Source organism: Kitasatospora phosalacinea (assembly GCF_030268885.1).
GTDB lineage: Bacteria > Actinomycetota > Actinomycetes > Streptomycetales > Streptomycetaceae > Kitasatospora > Kitasatospora phosalacinea_C.
The window spans coordinates 41,709-54,636 of the sequence record NZ_BSSA01000003.1; the positions used below are offsets into that span (position 1 = coordinate 41,709).

Consider the following 12,928-nt stretch of genomic DNA (forward strand, 5'->3'; position numbering starts at 1 on the left):
TGAGTGACCGATAGTGGGTGCAGTCGAGCTCGGGTCGAGGCTCCTGCGCAGGGGTGCGCGCCAGGCCGCGAGCGATCTGCAACACGATTTCAGGAGGCACACCCATGCGCGGTGCCAGCCAGGCCAAGTGGGTTGTCGCAGCCGTCGCGGTCGCCCTCGCCGCTACCGCTTGCGGCAGCAACGGCGGAAGCTCTTCCGGCTCGAACGGTGGCGGGGCGGTCAACGCCCAGGGCACCTTCAGCTACCAGAGCACCGAGCCGCAGAACCCGCTCCAGCCGGCGAACGCCATGGAGGTCGGTGGCGGTCGCATCATCAAGACCCTCTTCAAGGGCCTGGTGGACTACGACCCCACCAACGGCGAGCTCCGCAACCAGGTGGCCGACAAGATCGAGACCACCGACGCGCAGAACTACACCGTCACCCTGAAGTCGGGCTGGACCTTCCACGACGGCACCCCGGTGACCGCCAAGTCCTTCGTGGACGCGTGGAACTGGTCGGCCAACGTCAAGAACAACCAGATCAACTCCGACTGGTTCTCCGACATCCAGGGCTACACCGACGTCCACCCGGACGAGGGCGACCCGAAGGCCACGACCATGTCCGGTCTGAAGGTCGTCGACGACACCCACTTCACCATCGCGCTGAACGGCCCGGTCTCGTACTTCGAGTACAAGCTCGGCTACACCGCCTTCTCGCCGCTGCCCGAGGTCTTCTTCACCGACCCGGCGAAGTACGGCCAGTCCCCGATCGGCAACGGCCCCTACAAGTTCGTCTCGTGGGAGCACAACAAGGCCGTCACCGTCGCCGCCTACGACAAGTACGCGGGCGTCGACAAGCCGAAGAACGCCGGCATCGTCTTCAAGAACTACTCGCAGGCCGAGGGCGCCTACAAGGACCTCGTCTCCGACAACCTGGACGTGCTGGACCAGGTCGACCCGAGCGACCTGGCCTCCTACAAGAGCGACCTGGGCGACCGCGCCGTCGACCAGGCCCAGGGCGCCATCCAGTCGATCTCCTTCTCGCTGTACGCGGACGACTGGAAGCCGGCGAACCTGTCGAAGGTCCGCCAGGGCCTGTCGATGGCGATCGACCGCGACACCATCACCAAGACGGTGCTCAACGGCTCCCGCCAGCCCGCCAACTCCTGGGTCGCCCCGGGCGCCATGGGCTACAAGGACAACACCTGCGGCGAGTACTGCACGTACAACCCGGAGAAGGCCAAGCAGCTGATCACCGAGGGCGGCGGCGTCCCCGGCAACAAGATCACCGTGCTGTACAACGCCGACGGCGGCCACAAGGAGTGGGTGGACGCGGTCTGCAACTCCATCCGCCAGGCCACCGGCGTGGAGTGCGTCGGCGACCCGAAGCCGGACTTCAAGTCCTCCCGCGACCTGATCAAGAACAAGAAGGTCGACGGCCTGATGCGCACCGGCTGGGTGCAGGACTACCCGCTGAACGCCAACTTCCTGCGCGACGTGTACGGCACCGGCGCCGCGGCCAACGACGCGGGCTACTCCAGCCCGGAGTTCGACAAGCTGGCCGCCGAGGCGGACAAGGCCACCTCGGTGAAGGACACCGCGGACCTGTACCAGAAGGCCGAGGAGCAGCTGGCCAAGGACATGCCGGCCATCCCGCTCTGGTACTACAAGACCACCGCCGGTTACTCGAACAACGTGCAGAACGTGAAGTACGACTCGTTCGGTGACCCGGTCTTCACCCAGGTCGAGGTCAAGCAGAAGTAACCGCGCCGGCACCGCACGGCTCGAACAGACACGGCCGGTGCCGTGCCCCGCCCCACCGGGCGGCCCGGCACCGGCCGTTGTCACGTCCAGAACTCTGACACCGGGACGACAGCCCGTCAGAGCAGTCAATTGGAGGCACGATGGGGCGCTACGTCGCGAGGCGACTGCTCCAGATGATCCCGGTGTTCCTGGGCACGGTCACCATCATCTTCTTCATGACCCGCATGCTGCCCGGCGACCCCGCGGCCGCGATGTGGGGCGACAAGGCCGCCGACCCGGCCCAGCTCGCCGCGTTCAAGCACCAGATGGGACTCGACGTCTCCAAGTGGCAGCAGTACCTCAACTACATGGGGGACCTGTTCACCGGTGACTTCGGCACGACCATGGGCGGCCGCAAGGTCACCGACGTGATCGGCGAGGCGTTCCCGGTCACCATCCAGCTCGCGCTGCTCGCCTTCGCCTTCGAACTGGTCGTCGGCGTCGCGATCGGCCTGTTCGCCGGCCTGCGCCGCGGCAAGGCGTTCGACAAGTCGACCCTGGTCCTGACCCTGCTGCTGATCTCCATCCCCGTCCCGGTGCTCGGCTTCATCTTCCAGAACGTCTTCGCGATCCAGCTCGGCTGGGTCAAGCCGACGGTGCAGGCGCAGCACATGACCTTCGACCAGCTGATCCTGCCCGCCGTCGTGCTGGGCTCGATCTCGCTGGCGTACGTCGCCCGCCTGACCCGGACCTCCATCGCGGAGAACCTGAAGGCCGACTACATGCGCACCGCCGTCGCCAAGGGCCTGCCCAGGCGCAAGGTGATCGGCACCCACCTGCTGCGCAACTCGATGATCCCGGTGGTCACCTTCCTGGGCACCGACCTGGGCGCCCTGATGGGCGGCGCGATCGTCACCGAGGGCATCTTCAACGTCCAGGGCGTCGGTAACGCGCTGTACCACGCCATCGGCCGCAGCGAGGGTGCGACCGTCTCCGGCTTCGTCGTGGTGCTGGTGCTGGTCTTCCTCTTCGCCAGCCTGCTCGTCGACCTGCTCTACGCGGTCCTGGACCCGAGGATCCGGTATGCCTGACATGATCGAAAAGACCGCCCCCGCGGGAGAGAACGCGATCCCCGCGCAGCGGGGCACCGCCGCCGAGGCGAAGGCCGAGAAGCCCCGCAGCCTCGGCCTGGACGCCTGGCACGACCTGCGCAAGCGCCCGGTCTTCGTCATCTCCGCGGTGCTGATCGTCCTGCTGGTGCTGTTCGCGATCGCCCCGAGCCTGTTCACCTCGGTGGACCCGCGGGCCGGCGACCTGCGCAACCACTACCTGACCAAGCCGAACTACCTGCACTTCTTCCAGGGCGACTGGTTCGGCTACGACGGCCAGGGCCGCTCCATCTACGCCCGGATGATCTACGGCGCCCGCGCCTCGGTGGTCGTCGGCATCTGCGTCACCGCCGGCGTCACCGTCCTCGGCGGCCTGCTGGGCATGATCGCGGGCTACTACGGCGGCTGGGTCGACACGATCGTCTCCCGCTTCACCGACATGGTCTTCGGCATCCCGCTGCTGCTGGGCGCGCTGGTCATCCTGAACGCCTTCCAGGTCCGCACGGTCTGGTCGGTGGTCTTCGCGCTGGTCGTCCTCGGCTGGACGCAGATGACCCGCGTGATGCGCGGCTCGGTGATCACCGTCAAGCAGTCCGACTACGTGACCGCGGCCAAGGCGCTCGGCGCCGGCACCGGCCGGATCATGTTCAAGCACATCCTGCCGAACGCGATCGCCCCGGTGATCGTGGTCGCGACCATCGCGCTCGGCGGCTACATCGCCACCGAGGCCACGCTGAGCTTCCTCGGCATCGGTCTGCAGGACCCGACCATCTCCTGGGGCATCGACATCAACTCGGCCCAGAAGGTGATCCGCCAGGCACCGTTCGCGCTGTTCTTCCCGGCCGGCATGCTCTCCGTCACCGTCCTGGCGTTCATCATGCTCGGCGACGCGGTGCGCGACGCCCTCGACCCGAAGCTGCGTTGAGAGAGGCGGCCCGCATCATGACCACCGCACTTGAGAAGACCACTGCCGCGAAGGACCGCCCGGTCCCGGGCACCCCGCTGCTCGAAGTCCGCGACCTGCACGTCGAGTTCAAGACCCGGGACGGCGTCGCCAAGGCCGTCAACGGCGTCAACTACTCGGTCGCCGCGGGCGAGACGCTGGCCGTGCTCGGCGAGTCCGGCTCCGGCAAGTCCGTCACCGCGCAGACCATCATGGGCATCCTCGACATGCCGCCCGGCCGGATCACCTCCGGGGAGATCCTGTTCCGCGGCCAGGACATGCTGAAGATGTCCGGCGAGGAGCGCCGGAAGATCCGCGGCCGCAAGATCGCGATGATCTTCCAGGACGCGCTCTCCTCGCTCAACCCGGTGCTCTCCGTCGGCTACCAGCTCGGCGAGATGTTCCGCGTGCACCAGGGCCTCTCCAAGAAGGAGGCCAAGGCCAAGGCGATCGAGCTGATGGACCGGGTGCGCATCCCGGCCGCCGCCCAGCGCGTGAACGACTACCCGCACCAGTTCTCCGGCGGCATGCGCCAGCGCATCATGATCGCGATGGCGCTGGCCCTGGAGCCGGACCTGATCATCGCGGACGAGCCCACCACCGCGCTGGACGTCACCGTCCAGGCCCAGGTGATGGACCTGCTCGCGGAACTGCAGGCCGAGTACCACATGGGCCTGATCCTGATCACCCACGACCTCGGCGTGGTCGCCGACGTCGCGGACAAGATCGCCGTCATGTACGCGGGCCGGATCGTCGAGACCGCCCCCGTCCACGACCTGTACGCCAACCCCGCCCACCCCTACACCGAGGGCCTGCTCCGGTCGATCCCGCGACTGGACCAGAAGGGCGAGGAGCTGTACGCGATCAAGGGCCTGCCGCCCAACCTCTACAAGGTCCCGGCCGGCTGCGCGTTCAACCCGCGCTGCGACGCCGCCACCGACCTGTGCCGCACCGAGAGCCCCGCCCTGCACCAGGTCACCGACCGGGACGGCGCCGAGCTCGCCGGGCGCAAGAGCGCCTGCCACTTCTGGAAGGAGACCCTCCATGGCTGAGCCCATCCTGGAGGTCCGCGACCTGGTCAAGCACTACCCGCTGACCCAGGGCATCCTGTTCAAGAAGCAGGTCGGCGCGGTCAAGGCCGTCGACGGCATCTCCTTCACCCTCCACAAGGGCGAGACGCTCGGCATCGTCGGCGAGTCCGGCTGCGGCAAGTCGACCCTGGCCAAGGTCCTGATGAACCTGGAGCGGGCCACCGCGGGCCAGGTCCTCTACAAGGGCGAGGACATCTCCCGGCTGTCCGGCGCCGCGCTCAAGGCGGTGCGCCGCAACATCCAGATGGTGTTCCAGGACCCGTACACCTCGCTGAACCCGCGGATGACGGTCGGCGACATCATCGGGGAGCCCTTCGAGATCCACCCCGAGGTGGCGCCGAAGGGCGACCGGCGCAAGGCCGTGCAGGACCTGCTGGACGTGGTGGGCCTGAACCCGGAGTACATCAACCGGTACCCGCACCAGTTCTCCGGCGGCCAGCGCCAGCGCATCGGCATCGCCCGCGGCCTGGCGCTCAAGCCGGAGGTGATCATCTGCGACGAGCCGGTCTCCGCGCTGGACGTCTCGGTGCAGGCCCAGGTGATCAACCTGCTGGAGAAGCTGCAGCAGGACTTCGAGCTCTCCTACATGTTCATCGCCCACGACCTGTCGATCGTCCGGCACATCTCCGACCGGGTCGGCGTGATGTACCTCGGCAAGATGGTCGAGATCGGCACCGACCTGGAGATCTACGACCACGCCACCCACCCGTACACCCAGGCGCTGCTGTCCGCGGTGCCGGTGCCGGACCCGAGCGACCGGGAGAAGCGGGAGCGGATCATCCTCTCCGGCGACATCCCCTCTCCGGCCAACCCGCCCTCCGGCTGCCGGTTCCGCACCCGCTGCTGGAAGGCGCAGGAGCGCTGCTCCACCGAGCTCCCGCTGCTGGCCGTCCCCGAGCTGCTGGCCGGTGGCGCCAAGCACGAGTCGGCCTGCCACTTCGCGGCCGAGCGGGAGACCGCGGCCGCCGCCTGAAGGCCGGCGCGGCACTGACGGGCACTCAGGAGGGGTGCCGGGCGACACGCCCGGCACCCCTCCGCCGTACCTCCCCCGTCCGGCCCTACTGCGGTCGCGCCGCACCTGCCCGCCCCTTCTCATGAGGTGAGATGCGTCTCATACACCCCTGAGGAGGAAGCTCCATGCCTGCAGGCACCCGCGTGCGCTGGGCTGTTGTCAGTGCGACGTCCGTGGCCCTGGTGGCCACGGGTTGTGGCAGTAGCGGTGACGGCGGCTCCGGCGGCGGTTCGTCGGACACCAGCAAGACCTTCACCTACCAGAGCAGCGAGCCGCAGAACCCGCTGCAGCCTGCCAACGCCAACGAGACCGGCGGCGGACGCATCGTGCAGAACCTCTTCAAGGGCCTGGCCGACTACGACCCCTCCAGCGGCAAGCTGCGGATGCAGGTCGCGGAGTCGATCGACACCAGTGACGCGCAGACCTACAACGTCACGCTGAAGTCGGGGTGGACGTTCCACGACGGGACGCCGGTGACGGCGAAGAGCTTCGTGGACGCCTGGAACTGGGCGGCCAACGTCGGCAACAACCAGATCAACAGCTCCTGGTTCGGCGACATCGAGGGCTACAAGGACGTCCACCCGGAGAGCGGTTCGCCGACCACCGACAAGATGTCCGGCCTGACCGTCCAGGACGACACGCACTTCACGATCAAGCTGTACAACAAGGTCTCGTACTTCCCGTACAAGCTGGGGTACGTGGCCTTCTCGCCGCTCCCGGAGGGGTTCTTCAAGGACCCGGCGGGCTACGGGCAGAAGCCGGTGGGCAACGGGCCATACCAGTTCGTCAGCTGGGACCACAACTCGCAGGTGGTCACCAAGACCTTCGCCAACTACCAGGGCGTGGACAAGCCGAAGAACGGCGGCGTCGTCTTCAAGATGTACACCACCGCCGAGGCCGCCTACGCGGACCTGCAGTCGAACAACCTGGACGTGATGGACCAGGTGCCGCCGTCGGCGCTGGCGAACTACAAGAACGACCTGGGCGACCGGGCGATCGACGCCCCGCAGGGCGCGATCCAGAACGTCGGCTTCACCCTCTACCAGCCCGAGTGGCAGGGCGCGAACACCGCCAAGGTCCGGCAGGGCCTGTCGATGGCGATCGACCGCGACACCATCACCAAGACGGTGCTGCAGGGCTCGCGCAAGTCCGCCACCGCCTGGGTCGCCGAGGGCGTCGAGGGCTACAAGTCCGGCACCTGCGGGGACTTCTGCACGTACAACCCGGACAAGGCGAAGCAGCTGATCCAGGAGGGCGGCGGCGTCCCCGGCAACGCGGTCAAGATCACGTACAACGCGGACGGCGGCCACAAGGAGTGGGTGGACGCGGTCTGCAACTCGATCCGGCAGGCGACCGGGGTGAACTGCAGCGGCGACCCGAAGACCGACTTCAAGACCGCCCGCGCGGCGATCACCGGGCACCAGATCAACGGCATGTTCCGCACCGGCTGGGTGCAGGACTACCCGCTGAACGCCAACTTCCTGGCGGACGTCTACCGCACCGGCGCGGCCTCCAACGACACCGGCTACTCCAGCCCGGAGTTCGACAAGCTCTCCACCGAGGCCGACCAGGCCGCCTCGATCCAGGACACCGCGACCGGCTACCAGAAGGCCGAGGAGCAGCTGGCGACCGACATGCCGGCCATCCCGCTCTGGTACTACCGGACCAACTCCGGCTACTCCACGAACGTCCAGAACGTCACGTTCGACTCCTTCGGCAACCCGGCCTGGACCCAGGTCGAGGTCAAGGGCTGACCTGCCCGGCACCGGCCCCGTCCTCCCCGCACGGAGGGCGGGGCTCCGGTACTACGTCACCCCTTCGGAGGGAGGGCTCCCATGGGCCACTACGTACTACGCCGCGTGCTCCAGATGATCCCGGTGTTCTTCGGGGCCACGCTGCTGATCTTCCTGATGGTGTACAGCCTGCCCGGCGACCCGATCGCCGCGATGTTCGGCGACAAGGCCGCCGACCCGGCGCAGGTCGCCAGCCTGCGGCACAAGTACTACCTCGACCAGCCGCTGTGGAAGCAGTACCTGCACTACATGAACAACATCTTCCACCTGGACTTCGGCACCAGCTTCACCGGCCGCCCGGTCTCCGAGATCATGGCGGACGCCTTCCCGGTCACCATCCGGCTGGCCCTGGTCGCCTTCTTCTTCGAGATCTTCATCGGCCTGCCGCTCGGCCTGATCGCCGGCCTGTACCGCGGCAGCATCGCCGACACCCTGGTCCTGGTGCTGACCCTGATCGTCATCTCGATCCCGGTGTTCGTGCTCGGCTACATCGCGCAGACGATCTTCGCGATCAACCTGGGATGGGTCACCGCGACCGTCCAGGACTCCAAGGACATCACCCAGTTGATCCTGCCGGGCCTGGTGCTGGCGTCCCTGTCGCTGGCCTACGTCGCCCGGCTCACCCGCACCTCGATCGGCGAGAACCTGCGCGCCGACTACATGCGCACCGCGGTGGCCAAGGGCCTGCCCCGGCACACCATCATCGGGCGGCACCTGCTGCGCAACTCGCTGATCCCGGTGGTGACCTTCCTGGGCACCGACCTGGGCGCCCTGATGGGCGGCGCGATCGTCACCGAGGGCATCTTCAACATCGCCGGCGTCGGCAACGTCCTCTACAAGGCGATCAACCAGAAGGAAGGCCCGACGGTCGTCGGCATCGTCACCGTGCTCGTGCTGGTGTACCTGGTCGCCAGCCTGGTCGTCGACCTGCTCTACGCCGTCCTGGACCCGAGGATCCGCTATGCCTGAGCGCAACGAGGACATCCCCGACCACAACGACCCGCTGCGCAACATCCAGCCGACCGACAGCGACCACCTCGACTACGTCGGACAGCAGGGACTGGCCGTGGAGCAGGAGACGCTGATCGAGCCCGACCCGGTCAAGCGGGAGCAGGCCCGCAGCCTGTGGGGCGACGCCTGGCGGGACCTGCGCAAGCGGCCCACCTTCATCATCTCGGCACTGCTGATCCTGCTGCTGATCGTGATCGCGATCTGGCCCGGGCTGTTCACCAACGCCGACCCGCGGGCCGCCAACCTGACCCAGGACTACCTGCGCAAGCCCGACTACACCGACTTCTTCGGGGCGGGCTGGTTCGGTTACGACGGCCAGGGCCGCTCCATCTACGCCCGGGTGCTCTACGGGGCCCGGGCGTCCATCACGGTCGGCATCTGCGTCACCCTGGCGGTCACCGTCCTGGGCGGGCTGGCCGGGATGGTCTCCGGGTACTTCGGCGGCTGGACCGACTCGGTGATCTCCCGGATCATCGACATCTTCTTCGGCATCCCGCTGCTGCTCGGCGCCCTGGTGCTGCTGAACGCGTTCTCCGTCCGCACCGTCTGGTCGGTGGTGATCGCGCTGGCCTTCCTGGGCTGGACGCAGCTGGCCCGCGTGATGCGCGGCTCGGTGATCACCGTCAAGCAGTCCGACTACGTGGTCGCCGGGCGGGCGCTCGGCGCCGGCACCGGGCGGCTGATGTTCCGGCACATCCTGCCGAACGCGGTGGCCCCGGTGATCGTGGTCGCGACCATCGCGCTCGGCGGCTACATCACCGCGGAGGCCACGCTGAGCTTCCTCGGCATCGGCCTGCAGGACCCGACGATCTCCTGGGGCGTGGACATCTCCTCCGCGCAGAAGGTGATCCGGCAGGCCCCGTTCGCCCTGTTCTTCCCGGCCGCGGCGCTCTCCGTCACCGTGCTGGCCTTCATCATGCTGGGCGACGCGGTGCGCGACGCCCTCGATCCGAAGCTGCGCTGAGCGAGGGGACACGAGGCACATGACCACCGCTGCCGACCAGGCCCGCACGGCCCGCGAGGAACCGTTCACCGGGCCGCTGCTGGACGTGAAGGACCTGCACGTCGAGTTCAAGACCAGGGAGGGCGTCGCCAAGGCCGTCAACGGCGTCAACTACACCGTCAGCGCGGGCGAGACGCTGGCGGTGCTCGGCGAGTCCGGCTCCGGCAAGTCCGTCACCGCGCAGGCCATCATGGGCATCCTCGACATGCCGCCGGCCAGCATCCCGCAGGGGGAGATCCTGTTCCGCGGCCGGGACATGCTCAAGATGTCGAAGGACGAGCGGCGCAGGATCCGCGGACAGAAGATCGCGATGATCTTCCAGGACGCGCTCTCCTCGCTCAACCCGGTGCTCCCGGTCGGCTACCAGCTCGGCGAGATGTACCGCAAGCACCGCGGCGACAACCGCAAGGACGCCAAGGCCAAGGCGGTCGAGCTGATGGACCGGGTGCGCATCCCGGCGGCCAAGGAACGGGTCAACGACTACCCGCACCAGTTCTCCGGCGGCATGCGCCAGCGCATCATGATCGCGATGGCGCTGGCCCTGGAACCGGACCTGATCATCGCGGACGAGCCCACCACCGCGCTGGACGTCACCGTCCAGGCCCAGGTGATGGACCTGCTCGCGGAACTCCAGGCCGAGTACCACATGGGCCTGATCCTGATCACCCACGACCTCGGCGTGGTCGCCGACGTCGCGGACAAGATCGCCGTCATGTACGCGGGCCGGATCGTCGAGACCGCCCCCGTCCACGAGCTGTACGCCCGGCCCGCCCACCCGTACACCCGCGGGCTGCTGGACTCCATCCCGCGGCTCGACCAGAAGGGCCAGGAGCTCTTCGCGATCAAGGGCCTGCCGCCCAACCTGCTGCGGATCCCGCCCGGCTGCGCGTTCAACCCGCGCTGCCCGCGGGCGCAGGACGTCTGCCGGCAGAAGGTGCCGCCGCTGGAGCAGGTGACCGCGGACGACGGGACGCCGCTGCCCGGACGGCGCAGTGCGTGCTTCTTCTGGAAGGAGACCCTCCGTGACGGCTAACGGAGCCACCCCGCTCGGGGCGACCACGCCCGAGGAGGTCGCGTTCGCCCAGGACGTGCCGCGCGGCGAACCCATCCTGGAGGTGCGCGACCTGCTCAAGCACTTCCCGCTGACCAAGGGCGTCCTGTTCAAGAAGCAGGTCGGCGCGGTCAAGGCCGTCGACGGCGTCTCCTTCGACCTGATGCAGGGCGAGACGCTCGGCATCGTCGGCGAGTCCGGCTGCGGCAAGTCGACCCTGGCGAAGGTCCTGATGAACCTGGAGCCCGCCACCGCCGGGTCGGTGAAGTACAAGGGCGAGGAGATCTCCCGGCTGTCCGGCGCCGCGCTCAAGGCGGTGCGCCGCAACATCCAGATGGTGTTCCAGGACCCGTACACCTCGCTGAACCCGCGGATGACGGTCGGCGACATCATCGGGGAGCCCTTCGAGATCCACCCCGAGGTGGCGCCGAAGGGCGACCGGCGCAAGGCCGTGCAGGACCTGCTGGACGTGGTGGGCCTGAACCCGGAGTACATCAACCGGTACCCGCACCAGTTCTCCGGCGGCCAGCGCCAGCGCATCGGCATCGCCCGCGGCCTGGCGCTCAAGCCGGAGGTGATCATCTGCGACGAGCCGGTCTCCGCGCTGGACGTCTCGGTGCAGGCCCAGGTGATCAACCTGCTGGAGAAGCTGCAGGGCGAGTTCAACCTGTCGTACATGTTCATCGCCCACGACCTGTCGATCGTCCGGCACATCTCCGACCGGGTCGGCGTGATGTACCTCGGGCGGATGGTCGAGATCGGCAGCGACCTGGAGATCTACGAGCACGCCACCCACCCGTACACCCAGGCGCTGCTGTCCGCGGTGCCGGTGCCGGACCCGGCGGCGCGCGAGCACCGGGACCGGATCGTGCTGACCGGCGACGTGCCCTCCCCGGCCAACCCGCCCTCCGGGTGCCGGTTCCGGACGCGCTGCTGGAAGGCGCAGGAGAAGTGCGCCAGGGAGGACCCGGCGCTGACCGTGCGGGACTGGCTTGAGGGGCGGGCCCGGCACGACTCGGCCTGCCACTTCGCGGGGGAGCGGGACAACCTGATCTGACCGCCCCCGCGGACGCGGAAGGGCCCCGCCGAACGGATCGGCGGGGCCCTTCGCGGTGCTGCCGGGGGCTCAGACCTCGGCGCGCTGGGCGGGGACGGCGGCCGGGGCCGGGTCCTCGGGGAAGTGGCAGGCCGTCAGGTGGTTCGCCGCGTTGCCGGACAGCTGGACCAGCGGCGGCTCCTCGGAGGCGCACTTCTCCTGCGCCTTCCAGCAGCGGGTGCGGAACCGGCAGCCGGACGGCGGGTTGAGCGGCGACGGGACGTCACCGGTCAGCCGGATGCGCTCGCGGTCGTCGTCCGGGTCGGCCTCCGGGACGGCCGACAGCAGGGCGTGGGTGTACGGGTGCCGGGGCGACTCGTACAGCGACTTGCGGTCCGCGATCTCGACGATCTTGCCGAGGTACATCACCGCGACGCGCTGCGAGAAGTGCCGCACCACCGACAGGTCGTGGGCGATGAACAGGAACGCGATGCCCAGCTCGCGCTGCAGCTCCTGGAGCAGGTTGACCACCTGCGCCTGGATCGACACGTCCAGCGCCGAGACCGGCTCGTCCGCGACGATCAGCTTCGGGTTCAGCGACAGCGCCCGGGCCACGCCGATGCGCTGGCGCTGGCCGCCGGAGAACTCGTGCGGGAAGCGGTTGTAGTGCTCCGGGTTGAGGCCGACCGTCTCCAGCAGCTCCTGCACCCGGCGCTGGATGCCGCCCGCCGGGTTGATGCCGTTGATCTCCATCGGCGCGCCGATGATCGAGCCGACGGTGTGCCGCGGGTTCAGCGAGGAGTACGGGTCCTGGAAGATCATCTGGATCTCGGACCGGATCGGCGCGAGCTCCTTGCGGCTGGCGTGCGTGATGTCCTGGCCGGCGTAGCGGATCTCGCCGCCGGTCGGCTCCAGCAGCCGGGTCACCAGGCGGCCGGTGGTCGACTTGCCGCAGCCGGACTCGCCGACCAGGCCCACCGACTCGCTCGGGAAGACCTCCAGGTCCACGCCGTCCACCGCGTGCACCGCGCCGACCTGGCGCTTGAACAGGAAGCCCTCCATCACCGGGAAGTGCTTCTTCAGGCCCGTGAGCGACAGCAGCGGGTCGCCGGAGCCGACGGCCGGGGACGCCGGCTTGAGGGTCAGTTCGTTGCTCAT

The 12,928-nt window shown here is 68.5% G+C and carries 11 protein-coding genes; 10 read left to right on the forward strand and 1 reads right to left on the reverse strand.

Translation table 11 applies throughout. The features are described 5' to 3' along the window. Positions 1–104: 104 nt before the first annotated feature. The 10 genes from QSK52_RS06310 (at position 105) to QSK52_RS06355 (ending at position 11,791) form a co-directional block, all read left to right on the forward strand. On the forward strand, positions 105–1,742 hold the full coding sequence (locus QSK52_RS06310; protein WP_285734526.1) for a peptide ABC transporter substrate-binding protein: 1,638 nt from the start codon (positions 105–107) through the stop codon (positions 1,740–1,742). A gap of 140 nt (positions 1,743–1,882) precedes the next feature. After that, positions 1,883–2,812, forward strand: coding sequence for an ABC transporter permease (locus tag QSK52_RS06315; RefSeq protein WP_285734528.1), 930 nt, complete (start codon positions 1,883–1,885; stop codon positions 2,810–2,812). Continuing rightward, positions 2,805–3,755, forward strand: a complete 951-nt coding sequence (locus tag QSK52_RS06320; protein WP_285734530.1) for an ABC transporter permease — start codon at positions 2,805–2,807, stop codon at positions 3,753–3,755. The genes QSK52_RS06315 and QSK52_RS06320 overlap by 8 nt, the downstream gene beginning before the upstream one ends. Before the next feature lie 17 nt (positions 3,756–3,772). After that, positions 3,773–4,825 (forward strand): ABC transporter ATP-binding protein, encoded by a 1,053-nt coding sequence (locus QSK52_RS06325; protein WP_285734532.1) that lies wholly within the window; start codon positions 3,773–3,775, stop codon positions 4,823–4,825. Further along, positions 4,818–5,837, forward strand: a complete 1,020-nt coding sequence (locus tag QSK52_RS06330) for an ABC transporter ATP-binding protein (RefSeq protein ID WP_285734534.1) — start codon at positions 4,818–4,820, stop codon at positions 5,835–5,837. The genes QSK52_RS06325 and QSK52_RS06330 overlap by 8 nt, the downstream gene beginning before the upstream one ends. Positions 5,838–6,001: 164 nt before the next feature. Further along, positions 6,002–7,630: a peptide ABC transporter substrate-binding protein gene (locus tag QSK52_RS06335; protein WP_285734536.1), complete on the forward strand. Its 1,629-nt coding sequence runs from the start codon at positions 6,002–6,004 to the stop codon at positions 7,628–7,630. Between the two features lie 81 nt (positions 7,631–7,711). After that, positions 7,712–8,638 (forward strand): ABC transporter permease, encoded by a 927-nt coding sequence (locus QSK52_RS06340; protein WP_285734538.1) that lies wholly within the window; start codon positions 7,712–7,714, stop codon positions 8,636–8,638. Further along, entirely contained in the window at positions 8,631–9,644 is a 1,014-nt protein-coding gene (locus tag QSK52_RS06345; protein WP_285734541.1) for an ABC transporter permease, read from the forward strand. The genes QSK52_RS06340 and QSK52_RS06345 overlap by 8 nt, the downstream gene beginning before the upstream one ends. A 19-nt stretch (positions 9,645–9,663) precedes the next feature. Further along, entirely contained in the window at positions 9,664–10,716 is a 1,053-nt protein-coding gene (locus QSK52_RS06350) for an ABC transporter ATP-binding protein (protein ID WP_285734543.1), read from the forward strand. Positions 10,717–10,771: 55 nt separating this feature from the next. Continuing rightward, the gene (locus tag QSK52_RS06355) at positions 10,772–11,791 is read left to right on the forward strand and encodes an ABC transporter ATP-binding protein (protein ID WP_285735068.1); all 1,020 of its coding nucleotides are present in this window, start codon (positions 10,772–10,774) and stop codon (positions 11,789–11,791) included. A gap of 69 nt (positions 11,792–11,860) precedes the next feature. Here QSK52_RS06355 and QSK52_RS06360 read toward each other — a convergent pair whose 3' ends face one another. Beyond that, the gene (locus QSK52_RS06360; RefSeq protein ID WP_285734545.1) at positions 11,861–12,928 is read right to left on the reverse strand and encodes an ABC transporter ATP-binding protein; all 1,068 of its coding nucleotides are present in this window, start codon (positions 12,926–12,928) and stop codon (positions 11,861–11,863) included.

Bases quoted from the DNA above. Each gene is read 5' to 3' on its own strand.
- QSK52_RS06325 (WP_285734532.1), top strand. From the start codon at position 3,773: ATGACCACCGCACTTGAGAAGACCACTGCCGCGAAGGACCGCCCGGTC.
- QSK52_RS06335 (WP_285734536.1), top strand. From the start codon at position 6,002: ATGCCTGCAGGCACCCGCGTGCGCTGGGCTGTTGTCAGTGCGACGTCC.
- QSK52_RS06350 (WP_285734543.1), top strand. From the start codon at position 9,664: ATGACCACCGCTGCCGACCAGGCCCGCACGGCCCGCGAGGAACCGTTC.
- QSK52_RS06320 (WP_285734530.1), top strand. From the start codon at position 2,805: ATGCCTGACATGATCGAAAAGACCGCCCCCGCGGGAGAGAACGCGATC.
- QSK52_RS06340 (WP_285734538.1), top strand. From the start codon at position 7,712: ATGGGCCACTACGTACTACGCCGCGTGCTCCAGATGATCCCGGTGTTC.
- QSK52_RS06345 (WP_285734541.1), top strand. From the start codon at position 8,631: ATGCCTGAGCGCAACGAGGACATCCCCGACCACAACGACCCGCTGCGC.
- QSK52_RS06360 (WP_285734545.1), bottom strand. From the start codon at position 12,928: ATGAGCAACGAACTGACCCTCAAGCCGGCGTCCCCGGCCGTCGGCTCC.
- QSK52_RS06315 (WP_285734528.1), top strand. From the start codon at position 1,883: ATGGGGCGCTACGTCGCGAGGCGACTGCTCCAGATGATCCCGGTGTTC.
- QSK52_RS06330 (WP_285734534.1), top strand. From the start codon at position 4,818: ATGGCTGAGCCCATCCTGGAGGTCCGCGACCTGGTCAAGCACTACCCG.
- QSK52_RS06310 (WP_285734526.1), top strand. From the start codon at position 105: ATGCGCGGTGCCAGCCAGGCCAAGTGGGTTGTCGCAGCCGTCGCGGTC.